We start from the raw sequence: 14,707 nt of genomic DNA, 5'->3' as shown, positions 1-14,707 counted from the left end.
CCGATGCCTCAGTCCGCTGCTCCCACCGGCTGGAGCACGCGCTCCAGGTTCACCAGCCCCACGAGCCTGTCGTCCACGTACACTGAACCGGAGATGTAGTCGGCGTGGACCTTGCCGACGATGCTCACCGGCGGTTCCAGCGCGTCCTTGGGCACTTCGACGATGTCGCCTATGGCGTCCACCACAGCCGCGGTGACCGCCGACTCCCCCTGCAGCACGATCGCCGGCAGGCACTCGGTGGATCCGCCCGACGGAAGCTTCATCAGGCGAGCAAGGTCCGTCACGGACACGATCTCGCCCCGTATGTTGACCACGCCGAGGACGTGATCGGGGACGCAGGGTATCGGTGTCAGCGAGTACTCCTGGTAGATCTCTCGCACCTCCGTCACGCGCACCGCGTAGCACTCCTCGCCGAGTTCGAACAGCAGCAGCGTGAGGGACTCCTCGCCGTGCTCCTCCTCGGCCTCCTGCGCGAGCGACAGCGCCCGGCGCTTCAACTCCTCGAGGGCCGCGGCGTCCAGGGCGGACCCCAGCGCGGGATCGCCGCTCATGCGACGTCACCCGCGACCAGACCGAGATCGGGCACGACCGCGCGAAGGTCGAGCACGAAGACCAGGTCGGGCTCCATCCGGCACACGCCGAGCATCTTCGAGGTGAGGGCGTGCAGCCGGGGAGGATCCTGGACGCAGCCCGGCGTGACCGAGACGACATCCTCGACCTCGTCCACGGCGAGCGCGACGAGCGCCTCGTCCAGCCGCCCGATGATCATCGGTGTCTCCAGCGTGAAGGGCCGCGGCTCCATGCCGAGGAGGATGCGAAGGTCGACGAGCGGGACGACCACGCCGCGCAGGTTCACCATGCCCACGAGCGCCGGCATCGGGTCGGGTACGTCGGTGTACGCGACCAGGTGCTGGATCTCCTGGACGCACTCGATCGGGAGCGCGTAGCGCTGGCCCTCCAGACGGAACACCACGAGCCTCTCCGAAAGGAGGGGCGAGGGGGCGGTGGGAGCCGGCTCGCCGGGCGCCGCCGGGACCTCCTCCGCCACCGCGGCGGCGGGTTCCCGGCCCGCCCGCTCCCCCGAGGGCGCGCGCGACTTCCGCCGCTTGCCTGCGGCGGGCCCGTCGCTCGTGCTCTTGCGTGGGCTCATCGGCGGTCCGTCCGTCGGTGCACGATCACGAGAACCTCAGCACTCGGTCCAGTTCTTCGGCGCTGACCAGCCCGTCCTTCACCTTCTCGAGACCCGAGGCGGAGAGTGGGCGCATCCCGGCGGCCTGCGCGGTCGCACCGATCCCGGCGGCGGCGGAGCCGGCTGCGACGGAGGCACGGACGGGCTCGGTGAAGGGAAGTACCTCGAAGACCCCCGTCACGCCCGCGAACCCGGTCATCGCGCATGCGGGGCACCCGGCACCGGCCCTGGTCTCGAGCCCCTTGGGGGCGCCGGGGATCCCCGCCGCGAGGCTCGAGGCCTCCTCGGCGACGCAACGGGCGCAGTTCGTCCGGACGAGACGCTGACCGACCCCGAGGGTGAGCGCCGACGCGAGGCTGTTGGGCTCGGCTCCGATGTCCAACATGCGGCGTACGCCGGAGACGATGTCGCCGGCGGCGTAAGTGGCGATGACGAGCTTGCCCAGCCCGGCGGCCTCGATCGCGAGATGCACCTCCTCGACGGATTGCAGGGAGTCGATCGCCATCACGTCCGTGTCCTGCCGCATCCCCGCGGCGAAATAGGAGGAGGCGCCGACGGGCGACCCCGGGTTGACGAGCACCTGCGCCACGGCAGGGAGCTCGTACTCGATCGCGCGCTCCACGGAGTAGACGGTCTTGCCCGCGTGGGCGGCGTGGGCGAGCAGCGCGTAGTAGGTGGACGAGGCGCCAGCCGCCACGGGCGCGCAGACGAGCAGCATGCCGCGCCCGCGTTCCACCATCGCGTGCAGCGCGCGCGCCTCGGCCTCGCTCATGCCCAGTTCGTGCAGCGTGCGAGGCGTAGGCTCGGCCGAGGCCAGGGATATCACCATCCGCTGGCCCGCCACGGTCGGCACGGTGGAGAGGGTGACGACCAGGTCCCTGTCCGCGAGTCGCGCGTGCAGGCGCCCGAACGCCGGGACCCCGGCTCCGACGGAGCCCAGATGCGCGAAGCTCTTGAAGCCCTCGATCAGGGGCTGCTGCATCGACAACGGCGCGCTGGACACCTTCTCCAGTCTCCCCTCGATCCTGAAGACCAGGAAGAAGTCGTCCTTGTACGGAAGGAGGTGGATCCCGCTGGCCCTGCGGCGGACGGCCTGCTCCAGGATCTCCGCCACGAGAACCGCGACCTTGCCGGCATCCGCGACCGCAAGGACGTCCAGGTCGATCGAGGGCGCGCCCTCGGGCGCGGCGGAGACGGCCACGCGGTCGATCGTCTCGCCTGCCGTCGGCGCCTCCTCGGCCTCCGCGGCGGGCTCGGCGCCGGCGACCCGGGTCTCAGGCTCGGGGACGGCGACGGGCTCTTCGGCGACGGGGACCTCGAACAGGTCCTCGGCGCTGAACACGATCTCTTCCTCGGCGGACTCGTCCGGCTCGGGTGCCGCGGCCGGCTCCGCCTCGGCCGGCACGGCGGGCTCCGGCTCGGGCTCGGGCTCGAGTGCCGCCGCGAGCTCGGGCGAGGGCTCGGCCGCGGGGACGGGCTCGGACGCGGGCGCCGCCTCGGGCGCCGGCTGCGCGCCGTAGTACTGGGCGAGCGCGCCGAGGACCGACGCGGGGTCGGCCAACACGGGCTCCAGGTCCACGCCGAGCTCGGCGGCGACGGAGTCCAGCGTGAACACGTCGGTGGGACCGCCGATCGCGATGGTCAGCATCCCCTCGATCTCGAAGAGCGGCAGGAAGCGCCGCTCGCGCGCCACGCCGGCGGGCACGAGGGCCAGAGCGGACTCCTCCGGCGCGTAGCTCGAGAGGTCGACCTGCGGTATCCCCATCTCCTCCTCGAGCACGGCACGGACGTCGGCCTCCGTCACCAGCCCGCGCTCGAGCAACAGGGCGCCGGGGTCCTTGGCTTGCGCCTCCGCCGTCTCCCGCACGGAGACGAGCTGTTCGGCGGTCAGCGACCCGGCGGCCACGAGGGTGTCGAGCACCCTTCCGGTCATGGTGTTCGCGCCCACGCCGGACCCGCCTACCCCTGGACCTTGGACAGTTCCTCGGCGACCGCCGAGAGCAGCTTCTCGGGCTCGATCGGCTTAGTGAGGTACTGGTTCGCTCCGGTGCGGATGCCCGTTGCCATCGACTGCTCCTCGGTCTTGGCCGTCAGCATGACGATCGGGATCGCCTTGTACTTGGCGTCGAACTTGAGCAGCCGGCAGACGCGGTAGCCGTCCAGCTTCGGCAGCATCACGTCGAGCAGGATCAGGTCGGGCATCTCCGCCCGCGCGGTCTCCAGCGCCTCGGCGCCGTCCGCGGCGGTGATCACCTCGTAGCCGCCCCCGACCAGGATGGCCTTGATCATCTCGAGGACCGTTGGGCTGTCGTCGACCGCGAGGATGCGCGCGTTCGCCATCAGGACTCCCTCCACACCCGACGTGCGCGTCACTACTGTATCGGTCGTGTGGCACGGCTCGCTTTAGGCGTCCGACGCACAACGCCTAGCCGTCCGAGGACGCCTTCCGACACTCTAGCAGAGAACGCTCGACCGTCTTGACGAGCAGATCGGTCTGGAAGCCGCCCATGAACACCGACCACTCGCCGCGAGGTTCAACGGACAGCGCCCTCAGCGCGTTCTCGTAGCTGCGGGACGCCGCATCCCACTTGCGCTGGGACTTGTAGAGGTTGCCGAGGTTCAAGTGCGCCAGGGCGAAGTCGGCGTCGATGTAGATCGTCTTCTTCAGCTCCGACACCGCGCTGGGGACGTCCCCTTGGCGCTGGTGGATGATGCCGAGGATGAATCGCGCCGAAGGCAGCAACGGGTTCACCGCCAGCGCGCGGCGGCAAGCGGCGAGCGCCTCGGCGTAATCACCGAGGTCGGCATGCACGTACGCGGCGAGCAGGTGGGCCTCCGCCCCCTCGGGGTCCGCCTCCTCGAGCCGTTCGACCACGGCCAGGACCTCCTCTGGCCGCCCCGTTCCGGCGAGCCGGCGAGCCTCCTCGAAGAGGGCCTCGGTCTCGGAGGATGCCTCGACCTCGCTCGCCCCGTCGGCGGGCTCCGGCCGGGACGTACCGCTCTCGGCCTTCGCGACGGCGCACCGCTTCGTCGTCCCGGCGCCGTCCGGCCGTGCCTTGCCGTCGGGAGCGGCCGGCGGGACCTGGAGCGGCGCGACCGCGAAGGGCCTCGCGACGGGTCTCCGGTAGAGGAACACGCCTCCGACCTCGAGCGGCTCGAACGCCGAGGAGATGTTGGTGAGCGTCTCGGAGTGCCCGACGAAGAGGTAGCCGCCGGGGTTGAGCATCCGGTAGAAGTTCTCGACGACACGGCGGGTCGACTCGAGCTTGAAGTAGATGGTGACGTTGCGGCAGAAGACGGCGTCCCATGCTCCCATGAGGGACAGCGGGTACGGCTCCTTGATGAGGTTGTGATACGAGAACTCCACCATCGAGCGCGTCTGCCTGCGGACGCGCTGCCCCGCCTCGGTCTCCTCGAAGTGCCTTCTGACCACCTCCGGCGGGACGTTGAGCAGCGACTTCGTTGAGTAGACCGCGCGGCGGGCCACGTTCAGAGCGGCGGTCGACACGTCCGTCCCCAGCACGTGCGGCTGCCGGCCGAGGCCCTCCAGCCCCGCTTCGGCCAGCGTTATCGCGATCGAGTACGGCTCCTCGCCCGTGGAGCACCCCGCCGACCAGATCCGGATCGCGTGCTGCCTCCCTTGCGGCCGCGAGCGCATCACTTCCGGGAGCACGTGGTCGCGCAGCGCCTCGAACTGAGCCGGGAACCGGAAGAAGCTCGTCTCGTTGATGGTGACGAGGTTCATGAGTTCCTTGAACTCGTCCTCGTCGGCCGTGAGGATGCGGAAGTACTCGTCGAAGCTCTCGAAACCGCGGCGGGTGGTACGGGTCACCAGCGAGATCCGCAGCGAATCCCGCTTGCTGTCCTCCAGGTAGATGCCTGAGTGGCCGTTGATGTAGTCCCGGAAGCGGGTGAACTCATCGGCGGTGAGGTCCTTTGGCAGGCCGAGGGGCTCCAGCATCGGTTAGAGCTCCGCCGCCGACTCCTCGTCGAAGGCCTTCTCGATCAGCCCCGCCGAGTACATGCCGAAGAGGATCTTCGCTGTCTCGAAGTCGTTGTAGCCGGTGAGCTGCGCCAGTTCCCGTACCGAGCGCCCGCCGTGCAGGTAGCACAGGAGCATCCACTCTTTGGGCTTCAGGTGGATCTCCATGGACTTGTCGCCGGGCCCTGCCGCCATCACGAACTCGGTCTCCAGTGTGGGGATCTTCTGCCTGATGCGGTTCCACAGCTCGAGCCGGCGCGAGGACTCCATGATGACGTTCTCGACCGAGACCGAGATGCCGATGTCCTCCTCCTCACACGTGTCCTCCGGCTCGAAGCGCAGCTGACCCTCCTCCCACCTGAAGAGGTCGAACAGCGTATCGTTGATCTGCTCCTGGATGAAGCTCTCGAGCACCTTGGCCTCCAGGTAGCCCTCGTCCACGAGGATCTGGCCGAGGCGGCGCCCCGCCTTCTCCTTCTTCTGGATCTTCTGGAGGCCCAGGGCCTGGCGGAGCTGCTTCTCCGAGATCACCCCCGCTCGCGCGAGCCGGCGGCCGAGCGACTCCCGGTTCCAGTTGGACGAGGCGAAGAAGACCCTGCCCGAGTCGAAGCAGACCTTGCCGGTCGCCTCGCCGTTCTCCATGTAAAGGGTCCCGGTCTTCCTCCCGGACGCGAGCAGGCGGAACATGTCCGGGAGCGAGAAATCCCTGAGGTTTCCCTCCAGTGCCAACGGTCACCTCCGAGCCGTGTGGGACGGCTGCCGTCGCAGGGCCGGAAAGCGTGCGCGCGCACCGAGCGGTGCGTCCGGACTCGTCCGCGGGCGCAGTACGAATGCTAGCATCGCCCACGACCCCTTGGTAGGGCGGCGGTGTCCGGTCCTAGCGGCGCACGCCGCCCCCGCGCTCGAGCAACCCCTCGTAGAGCCGCTCGAAGCCGGCGATCCTGCTCCCCCAGTCGAAGCCCTCGCCCCACCGGCGCAGCGCCTCTCGATCCCACCGGCGGTCCATCGCCGCGGAGATGGCGCCGGCCAGCGCTGCGGGGTCTCCGGAAGGCGCCTGGATGCCGTACGCGTCCCCGGGAAGCACCTCTCCGAGGACGTCCGGGGTGCCGACGACCGGACAACCGCACAGCATGGCCTCCACGAACACGAGCCCGAAGCTCTCCATCAGGCTGGGCAGGACGAAGAGATCCGCCGCGCTGTAGTAGTCGGAAAGCGCGGCGGAGGGCTTGACCCCCTCGAAGCGCACCCGCCCGTCGATCCCGCGGCTGCGGGCGAGGTCGCGCAGGGCCGCCTCCTCGGGGCCCTCGCCGACGAGAAGCACGCGCGGTGAGGTCCCGCGTTCGTGCAGCAGGGCGGCGGCCTCAAGCAGGGAAGCGGGGTCCTTGCGCGGGATGAGCGCCCCCACGAAGAGCAGCACCGGTTCGTCGGCATCGACGCACAGGCGGGCGCGGGCCTCGCGACGCGGCACCGGCCTGAACGCCGAGGCGTCCAGCGGATTGGGCAGTACGTGGCGGCGGACCCGTCGCATCGAGTCGCCGAAGAGCCGCTCGTACCGGCCCTCGACGAACCGGCTCACGAAGACCAGGTCGCGCGCGAGCGCCACGTTTCGGCGCACCAGCGCCCGGTGCGCCTCCTCGCGGGCGGGTTCGGCGAACTCGATGTAGTGGGTCGAGTGCACGGTGGAGACCACCGGTACTCGAGCGAGCATCGCGGCGAACGGGAAGCGGGCCTCGGGGGCGTGGACGTGGGCGACCTCGGGGGCGAAGGCCGAGCGCGCCTCGGAGAAGGCCGCGGCCTTGGAGGCCACCCAGCGCCAGGACCAGGCCGTGCCGAAGTGCGCCTTGAGCCGGGGGACCGCGAGCGCCGTGGGCCCCGCGAGGGCACGAGAGCGTCGAGGGCCGCGGAACCCGGCGGTGCCGAAGACGGCGACGCCGTCACGGAGGCGCGGCCAGGGCTCGACGTAGGGGACGTTGTCGGCGAGCACCGCGACCTCGTGACCGCGATCGCGAAGAGCGCGGGCGAGGCCCCACAGGTGTGAAGGGATCCCGCCCGCGGACACGCCGCCGGCCTCGGGTGGCACCGGGCCGACCTGGAGGATCCTCATGACTGGGCATGCTACCAGAAGGAGGCGGGGTGCCGGGAGGCCCGGCGGCCAGAGCGACGTCGTTTAGCTCGCGGCGCGACGAGGGAAGAGAAGGCAGCAGCGGCCGGCCGAGGACGAGGAGTGTGAGGACGGTATGAAGTTCATGCAGGAAGAAGGGTCCGTACTGACGTGCATGGTCACTCAGTGCTCGTACAATCAGGCCGAGGAGTGCCATGCCGAGGAGATCCAAGTCGGCGCCGGGCACGCCACGTGCGATACCTTCACGACCTCCGGTGCGATCGAGAGGGCTCGCGACGAGGGAGAGGTGGGCGCCTGCGACATGACGCAGTGCCACTTCAACTCGAACCGGGATTGCGACGCCGCCGGGATCACCGTCGGATCGCACGAGCAGCACGCGGACTGCGTGACCTACCGGCCCGAGATGCCGGCGTGAGAGGGGCTCTGCCATCTCGACCCCGGGGGCCGCTCGACGAGCGGCCCCCGTCGCTCGCGGATGCTCCCCCCGACGCGAGGGTCAGTACCCGGCGTACGCCCCGGAACCCGCCATCCTCTCGGAGCTCAGCCTGTCGACCAGCTCGGCGACGGGTATCCCCGGCAAGGTCTCGATGCGTATCGTCCCTCGGGAAGCGAGGGCGAGAGAGACCTTCTCGGCCGTCACGTTGTCCGGCGCCTCCAGGATGTTCACGAAGTCGTACTCCCCGAGCGTCGCGTACTGCTCGCGCACGGTCGCTCCCATCTCCTGGATCTCCCTGTCGACCTCGAGGATGCGCTCCGGGTTCTCCCTGATCGTCTCCGCTCCCTTGTCCGTGAGCTTCGTCAACATGATGTAGACCGGCATAGGCCGCCGCCTCCCTGGGATCGGCGCACCGGCTCGGGTGCGCATGCTCGCATCTCGCGCTATCTACCCGTTGGGCGTGGAGCACGACGCGCGCCCGCCGCCCCCGCCATGCATCCCGGTCCTACCTCGCGGCGACGGTGATGAGCCCCGAGAGCCGCGCCGGAAGCCCGGTATCGGGGTGCAGCAGGCCGCGCGCCCCGAGAAGACCCGGCACGTAGGCGACGGTCCACCCCAGCCCCCAGGCGAGCGAGATGCTCGGAGGGAACGGGCGCTCGGGCCCGCTGAGTGCGAGGTCGTACACGTACATGAGCAGGGTGCGTCCCCACAGGCGCGCGGCGAGTCCGCGGTAGGTCATGTCCACGAGCATGAGCGTCGCGAGCAGCGCCACGGCGTGCGCCGGCACCGGGACGGCCGCCCGCATGACGGGGAACGGCCAGGCGAGCATCGTGACGGCCAGCGAGACGAGCCCGTCGAGCAGTCCTGCGGCGACCGCCGGGCGCGGCGCGGCGGGCCCGTTCACCACGTAGCCGCCGATGCTAGGCATCGCCGCGCCCGGCCGCTTCCCGCGCCGCTTGGAGCGCGCTCACGAACGAGGAGGCCTCGGCGGCGCTCGACATGCCGCCGTCGTCGGCGAGCAGGACGCCGCCCGCGCGCGCGATCAGACCCACGCGGGAACCGGCGGCCACCGCGCGCATCGGCCCGGAGGCGAGCTCGACGGTCGGGATACCGCCGACGAACGAGAGTCTGGCGCGCCGCACCGCCGCCACCAGCGACGCGACTCCCTCGGGCTCGAGGCCGCCGCCCCCGTGTACGCCGGCGAAGCCGGCGCGGGCCGCCGACGACACGAACGCGCGGGCGTCCCCGTCCGTGTGCAGCAGCGCCGGCAGCCCGCCCGCGGCGGCGGCCTCGGCGAGGCGCTGGAGGCGGGGGAACACCTCGGCGAACGCGAAGTCCGGCGGCACCAGCGGGCCACTCGATCCGGTAAGGTCCTCGGCGAGCACGACGGCACCCGCGCCCGCGGCCGCCGCTACTCGCACCGCTTCCGCGGCGCTCTTCTCCGCCTCGTCGAGTGCGGGACGAAGCGAGGAAGGGTCCTCCGCCGTGGCGCGCAGGCCGTCGGTCCATCCGAGCTGGTGGAGCACGCGACCCAAAGGCGCCGCCACCTCTGCGATGGGCTCGCAGGCGCGCTCGGCCACGACCGGCATCGCGGCCTCGGACCCCGGGGGCACGAAGACGAAGTCGAGGTCGAGCTTCTCGCAGGCCCCGGGGAGCGCCTCGACCGGCTCTCGGGAGCCGCCCAGGGCGAGCAGCACCTCCGGAGGGGCGAACGTCAGCCCGACCGCGACGGGCGCGTCCGGCGCACCCGCCAGCGCTCTGGCGAACCGAGAACCGGCACGAGGTGGCGACATGACAGGATTGTACCGCCGCTCGGCGGATGCCTGACGGGCGGGACCCCCCGCTACGTGCGCGAGCCGCCGCGTCCGGCCGCCGCGTTCCCCGCCGGCGGCCGCCGCGGCGGCCCTTGCGCTGCCGTCACGCGCCGGTACCCCCCATGACCGCCCGGACGGAGCTGCGGGGAATGGGCGACCGCGTCGCTCGCGTCCGATCCGCGTGACGGCGGGTTCTCTTTCCCGCGCTCGGTCCCGGCCTAACGGCGGGCGGGCGCAAGAGGAGCGAACACTTGTTCGCCCACGCCGGACATGGTAGCCTCGGCGCGACGGCAGGGCACCGACCCCTCGCGAGGTCCTCGATGGCGTTCGCCTCCCTCAATCCCGAACAGCTCGCGGCGGCCACGCACGGAGATGGGCCGCTGCTGGTCGTGGCGGGCGCGGGAACGGGCAAGACCGCCACCCTCGCTCATCGCGTCGCGCACCTCATCCGGTGCGGCACCGCGCCCTCACGGATCCTGCTGCTCACCTTCACGCGCCGCGCGGCCGCCGGCATGCTCCGCCGCGTCGACGCGATCCTCGCCGAGGAGGCCGCGGAGGCACGGACGGCCGGGCGGGTGTGGGGCGGGACGTTCCACGCCACGGCAGCGAGGCTGCTGCGCCTGCACGGCGGGGCGATCGGGTTGCACCCCGCCTTCACCATCCTCGACCGCGGCGACTCGCAGGACCTCCTCGGCGTGGTGCGCACGGAGTCGGGGCCGGCCAAGACGGAGCGCCGCTTCCCGTCCGCCTCGGCATGCTCGGACGTGTACAGCCGCTGCGTGAACTCGGGCTCGCGCCTCGCCGACGTCCTCTCGTCGGCGTTCCCCTGGTGCCGGGAGCACGCCGAGGACCTGCGGCTGCTCTTCGAGGCCTACGTGGACCGCAAGGAACGGCAGCGCGTGCTCGACTACGACGATCTGCTGGTCTTCTGGCGCGCGCTGCTCGCCGACCCGTTCGCCGGTCCCGAGGTGCGCTCGCGCTTCGACGCGGTGCTCGTCGACGAGTACCAGGACACCAACGCCGTCCAGGCCGAGATCCTCTCCCTGCTGGCGCCAGAGGGGCGCGGTCTCACCGCCGTCGGCGACGACGCCCAAGCGATCTACTCGTTCCGTGCCGCCACGGTTCGCAACATCCTCGACTTCCCGAAGCGCTTCCCGGGAACGGCGGTGGTGACGCTTCACCGCAACTACCGAAGCACGCCGCAGGTCCTCGCCGCGACGAACCGCGTGATCGAGCTCGCGTCGGAGCGCTACCCCAAGGAGCTGACCGCGACCCGGCCCGCGGGCGAGCGGCCCCGCCTCGTGACCTGCCAAGACGAGGACGAGCAGGCCGCGTTCGTCGCCACGGAGGCGTTGCGGCTGCGGGAGTGCGGGACGGCCCTTCGCGACCAGGCGGTGCTCTTCCGCGCCGCACACCACAGCCTCGCGCTCGAGCTGGAGCTGGCGCGGCGCGACATCCCGTTCCGCAAGTACGGAGGGCTGCGCTTCGCCGAGACGGCCCACGTGAAGAACGCCTTGGCGTTCCTGCGGCTGGCCGAGAACCCGCTGGACGAGGTGGCGGCGGCGCGCGTGCTGGCGCTCGTGCCCGGCGTCGGACCCGCCACATCACGCCGGCTGACCGGAGCGCTGGTCGAAGCGGGCGGGTCGTTCGCGGCATGGGAGCGGGTCGAGCCGCCCACCGCCGCCCGGGAAGCCTGGCCGGCTCTTCTGGCGCTGATGCGCACGCTGGCCGGCGCCCCTCCGCTCGAGCTGCCCGCGCAGCTCCACGCCGTCCGGCACGCCTTCGGGCCCGCGATCGTCGCGCGCCGGGGCGACGCGGCATCACGCCTCCGGGACCTGGAGCAGCTCGAGGCATCCTCGGCACGATCCGGCGAGCGCGGGCGGTTCATCGCCGAGCTCGCGCTCGACCCGCCGTCGTGGACGGAGGACCCTGCCGGGACACCGGGGCTGGACGACGACTGGCTGAACCTCTCGACGATGCACTCGGCCAAGGGCCTGGAGTTCGACGCGGTGTTCGTCATACACGCCGCGGACGGCAACATCCCCTCCGACATGGCCGCCGGATCGGCCGAGGAGATCGAGGAGGAGCGGCGGCTCTTCTACGTGGCGTGCACGCGCGCCCGCGACCGCCTCTACGTGTGCCACCCGCTGCGCTACTACCTGGCCGGGCGCCCCGGCACCGACGTTCACGGTTACTCCCAGCTCACGCGCTTCATGCCGGAGCGGGTGGCGGAGTGCTTCGAGCGCACGCGTGCCGGCGGACCCGACGCGGATGGGGCAGCCGGGAGCGGGATGGGCGCCACCACGACCGCCGGCGTCCGGGAGAGCCTGAAGGCGAGCTGGTAGGCTTCCCTCCGCCCGGCCGCGGCACGGGTGAGGGACCGAGCGGCTAGAGACGCGCGACGCCTGCCGCGACGAGCGCGGAGACCGCTCCCACGAGCCCGAACGCGATCGCGACGCCGAGCGCCACCGCTGCGAAGCCCCGCTTCCACTCCATGTCGAGCAGCCACGCGGCCGCCGAGCCCGAGTACGCACCCGTGCCGGGCAGCGGGATCGCGACGAACACGGCGAGCCCGAAGAAGCCGTACCTCTCCACGAACGGGTGCGCCCTCCTCCGGATCGACTCGAGCTTGCGGTGGATCCAGCCGCCTTCCGGGAGGAGTTCGTAGACGAGTTCGAGTCCCCAGTACGTGGGCAGGAAGATGAGCGCGTTGGCGACCAGGATGAGCGGCAGGTAGGCGAGCTCGCGCTGCTGGAACGCGAGCGGGACGGCGCCGCGCAGCTCCACCCAGGGCACCAGGGTGAGGACGACGTACTTGAGATACGGCGGCAGGTCCTGAAGCATGCGGTCTCCGCGAGGTTCTCGGCTCACACGGTCCGGGAGAGTGTACACGACCGGAGAGAGGCGCAAGGCGCCTCGAGCACGAGCCCCTCTCGCCGATGCCCAGCGTGTCGTGGCGCTACGCGAGCACGATGCCGCCGCGTCCCCGCTCCTTGGCGCGGTACAGGGCGACGTCCGCCTCCCTAAGGACGGCCTCCAGGTCGGCAGAGCCGTCGACCGGGATGATCCCGATGCTGAGACCCAGTCCCGCCTCCCGGGCTCCCGCCACGAACTCGCCCGCCGCCACGTCGCGCATCCGGCCTGCGACCTCGCACGCCTCCTCGACCGTCGCTCCTTCCAGCAGCACGCCGAACTCGTCGCCGCCGAAGCGGGCCAGCACGTCGGAGGCGCGCGCCTGCGTCTGCAGCAGCAGCGCGAGGTTCACGAGCGCCTGGTCGCCCTCCAAGTGGCCGAAAGTGTCGTTGTACGCCTTGAACCCGTCGACGTCCATGAGCATCACCACACCGGGCATCCCCCGGCGCGCCCGGGGTATCGCCCGCTTCACCTCCTCCTCGAACAGCCAGCGGTTGGCCAGGCCGGTGAGCGCGTCGTGCGTGGCCATGTACGAGAGGCGCCGCTCCTGCATGCGGACCTCGGTGACGTCGTAACAGACGCCGATGTGCCCCCCGCCGGCCTGGGCAGAGAGTCCGCGGATGGCGCAGTCGAAGGTCCGGACGCGCCCCTCGACGCCTCGGACGTGCAGCTCGACGGTCGCCGAGTCCCCGGGCGGGGTATGGCGCAACGCGCTCCGGAGGCGTTGCAGGTCCTCGGGTGGCAGCGCGGCGGGGAACCCCGACTCGTCGGAGGGGCCTGCGAGGGCGAGCCACTCGTCGTTCGCCGAGGAGAGTCTCCCCTGCTCGTCGGCGATCCACGCAGGGAGGGGCAGCTCGGAGAGCGGCGGCACCAGCCCGCCGTGATCGGTCTCGGACGGGGAAGGCATGCTCTCGGCGGCTCCCTCCTCGGCGCGGTTCTCGCCGGGCATCATTCCCGCCCATCGGGCGTGGAACGCCGCGCGAAGGAGGAAGCCCGCCGTCGCCGGCGCGGCGAGGCGGGCCTCTTCGGTGTCATCCGGGCGGATCATCACCCGGTTCGCTGATGGTGGAGGCGCGGAGAATCGAACTCCGGTCCACGGCAGACCCCTGGGAAGCATCTCCAGGCTCAGTCACCGTTTGGGTTTCGGTCGGGGCGACGCTCGGTGACACGCGTGCCCGTCCCTAGACGGTGGGTTTCCCCTGCGGCCTACCGTCGTCGGCTGCGGGGTGAGTCCCCTTGATGGCGTCGGGTCCGGGAACGGGGACGCACTCCCGGGCGACGTCGCTAGCCTAGTCTAGGCAGCGAGAGCAAGATCGTTGTCGACGCTTGGCGTCTTGTACCCCTGTTTAACGAGGCGAGGAGACCTCGGCCTGCTTCTTCCCTCAGGACTGTCGTGTCGAATCCAGTCGCCCCCGTAAGGGGCCGGAACGACGTGTCAAGGTTCCGGTCGCGGGACAGTATCATACCCCCTCCGCGCGCTCCGGCGCGACCCTTGCCCGGGCTCGACCGCCGTGTCGCGCGGACTCCCCCGCCCTCGTCGTGCAAGCGTCGTGCCGCGGGTATCAACCGGAGGTGACACCTACCGAGGAGGGGCCCGATGACCAGGCTCGTCGACGTGACGGTCCCCGTGCGCGAGGGGATGCCCGTCTACCCCGACAACCCCGCCGTGACCGTCGAGCGCGTTCGCGAGGTGGAGGGCGGCGCCCCCTCCACGCTCTCCCGCCTGTGCATGGGCACGCACACCGGCACGCACGTCGACGCCCCGATGCACTTCCTGGGCGCGGGCGCGCCGGGGATCGACGAAATGCCGGGCGAGGTCATGGTGGGAGCGGCGCGGGTGATCGAGATCGCCGACGAGCGAGCGGTCACGGCGGACGAGCTAGCCCGGCACGACCCCCGACCGGCGGAGCGGCTCCTGCTCAAGACGCGCAACTCGGCGCTGTGGTCGTCCGAGGGGTTCCGGCCCGACTACGTCCACCTCACGACCGAGGCCGCGGAGCTGCTGGCCGACAGGCGGATCGCCCTCCTCGGCGTGGACTACCTGTCGGTGGGCGGCTACCGGTCCAACGGCCGCGAGGTGCACCGCGCATTGCTCGGAGCGGGAATCTACCTCATCGAGGGTCTCGACCTGAGCGACGCGCGGGCTGGGAGCTGCGAGGTGTACTGCCTGCCGCTGCGACTCGCCGGCGCCGAAGGCGCGCCGGCCCGCGTGCTGCTCCGGCAGTAGGTCCCGGCGGCAGGGCGAGGCGAT

15 protein-coding genes and 1 other RNA gene are annotated in these 14,707 nt (G+C 71.4%); 3 read left to right on the top strand and 13 right to left on the bottom strand.

The genetic code is table 11. The annotated features are described in order from the left end of the window. Positions 1 to 8: 8 nt before the first annotated feature. The 7 genes from IBX62_02110 to IBX62_02080 all read right to left on the bottom strand — a co-directional run bounded on the left by IBX62_02110 (position 9) and on the right by IBX62_02080 (position 7,275). Complete coding sequence (locus tag IBX62_02110) at positions 9 to 551, bottom strand: purine-binding chemotaxis protein CheW (protein MBE0475879.1); 543 nt, start codon at positions 549 to 551, stop codon at positions 9 to 11. Further along, complete coding sequence (locus tag IBX62_02105; protein MBE0475878.1) at positions 548 to 1,150, bottom strand: chemotaxis protein CheW; 603 nt, start codon at positions 1,148 to 1,150, stop codon at positions 548 to 550. The genes IBX62_02110 and IBX62_02105 overlap by 4 nt, the downstream gene beginning before the upstream one ends. Positions 1,151 to 1,175: 25 nt before the next feature. Further along, positions 1,176 to 3,137 (bottom strand): Flp pilus assembly complex ATPase component TadA, encoded by a 1,962-nt coding sequence (gene tadA / locus IBX62_02100; protein ID MBE0475877.1) that lies wholly within the window; start codon positions 3,135 to 3,137, stop codon positions 1,176 to 1,178. Positions 3,138 to 3,148: 11 nt separating this feature from the next. Further along, positions 3,149 to 3,529 carry a response regulator gene (locus IBX62_02095; GenBank protein MBE0475876.1) on the bottom strand — a complete coding sequence of 127 codons (381 nt, stop codon included), beginning with the start codon at positions 3,527 to 3,529 and terminating at the stop codon, positions 3,149 to 3,151. Positions 3,530 to 3,614: 85 nt separating this feature from the next. Next, a complete protein-coding gene (locus tag IBX62_02090; GenBank protein MBE0475875.1) occupies positions 3,615 to 5,150 on the bottom strand; it encodes a tetratricopeptide repeat protein in 1,536 nt (511 codons plus the stop codon). 3 nt (positions 5,151 to 5,153) lie between these two features. Continuing rightward, positions 5,154 to 5,900 carry a DUF4388 domain-containing protein gene (locus tag IBX62_02085; GenBank protein ID MBE0475874.1) on the bottom strand — a complete coding sequence of 249 codons (747 nt, stop codon included), beginning with the start codon at positions 5,898 to 5,900 and terminating at the stop codon, positions 5,154 to 5,156. A gap of 148 nt (positions 5,901 to 6,048) precedes the next feature. Beyond that, the gene (locus tag IBX62_02080; GenBank protein MBE0475873.1) at positions 6,049 to 7,275 is read right to left on the bottom strand and encodes a glycosyltransferase family 4 protein; all 1,227 of its coding nucleotides are present in this window, start codon (positions 7,273 to 7,275) and stop codon (positions 6,049 to 6,051) included. Positions 7,276 to 7,417: 142 nt separating this feature from the next. Between IBX62_02080 and IBX62_02075 the strand changes: the two genes are divergently transcribed. Further along, on the top strand, positions 7,418 to 7,708 hold the full coding sequence (locus IBX62_02075) for a DUF1540 domain-containing protein (GenBank protein ID MBE0475872.1): 291 nt from the start codon (positions 7,418 to 7,420) through the stop codon (positions 7,706 to 7,708). Between the two features lie 81 nt (positions 7,709 to 7,789). On the opposite strand, the gene IBX62_02070 is transcribed toward IBX62_02075, so the two are convergent. The 3 genes from IBX62_02070 to IBX62_02060 all read right to left on the bottom strand — a co-directional run bounded on the left by IBX62_02070 (position 7,790) and on the right by IBX62_02060 (position 9,522). Beyond that, the gene (locus IBX62_02070; GenBank protein ID MBE0475871.1) at positions 7,790 to 8,113 is read right to left on the bottom strand and encodes a GYD domain-containing protein; all 324 of its coding nucleotides are present in this window, start codon (positions 8,111 to 8,113) and stop codon (positions 7,790 to 7,792) included. Positions 8,114 to 8,234: 121 nt separating this feature from the next. Further along, on the bottom strand, positions 8,235 to 8,657 hold the full coding sequence (locus IBX62_02065) for a hypothetical protein (protein ID MBE0475870.1): 423 nt from the start codon (positions 8,655 to 8,657) through the stop codon (positions 8,235 to 8,237). Next, the gene (locus tag IBX62_02060) at positions 8,650 to 9,522 is read right to left on the bottom strand and encodes a hypothetical protein (GenBank protein ID MBE0475869.1); all 873 of its coding nucleotides are present in this window, start codon (positions 9,520 to 9,522) and stop codon (positions 8,650 to 8,652) included. Before IBX62_02060 ends, IBX62_02065 begins: the two co-directional genes overlap by 8 nt. Positions 9,523 to 9,863: 341 nt before the next feature. Between IBX62_02060 and IBX62_02055 the strand changes: the two genes are divergently transcribed. After that, a complete protein-coding gene (locus IBX62_02055) occupies positions 9,864 to 11,888 on the top strand; it encodes an ATP-dependent helicase (GenBank protein MBE0475868.1) in 2,025 nt (674 codons plus the stop codon). Positions 11,889 to 11,931: 43 nt separating this feature from the next. Here the strand turns inward: IBX62_02055 and IBX62_02050 are convergent, their stop codons facing one another. From IBX62_02050 to ssrA, 3 genes are all read right to left on the bottom strand, one after another. Then, positions 11,932 to 12,387, bottom strand: a complete 456-nt coding sequence (locus IBX62_02050) for a small multi-drug export protein (GenBank protein ID MBE0475867.1) — start codon at positions 12,385 to 12,387, stop codon at positions 11,932 to 11,934. 115 nt (positions 12,388 to 12,502) lie between these two features. Beyond that, positions 12,503 to 13,504 carry a diguanylate cyclase gene (locus IBX62_02045; GenBank protein MBE0475866.1) on the bottom strand — a complete coding sequence of 334 codons (1,002 nt, stop codon included), beginning with the start codon at positions 13,502 to 13,504 and terminating at the stop codon, positions 12,503 to 12,505. Between the two features lie 15 nt (positions 13,505 to 13,519). Then, positions 13,520 to 13,870, bottom strand: a transfer-messenger RNA (tmRNA) gene (gene ssrA, locus IBX62_02040). Between the two features lie 183 nt (positions 13,871 to 14,053). Here ssrA and IBX62_02035 point away from each other — a divergent pair. Then, a complete protein-coding gene (locus IBX62_02035; GenBank protein ID MBE0475865.1) occupies positions 14,054 to 14,683 on the top strand; it encodes a cyclase family protein in 630 nt (209 codons plus the stop codon). The last annotated feature ends 24 nt before the right edge of the window (positions 14,684 to 14,707 follow it).

This window comes from Coriobacteriia bacterium, assembly GCA_014859305.1.
GTDB lineage: Bacteria > Actinomycetota > Coriobacteriia > Anaerosomatales > Kmv31 > Kmv31.
The sequence above is the reverse complement of the archived record's forward strand: the minus strand, read 5'-3'. Positions and strand labels throughout refer to the sequence as shown.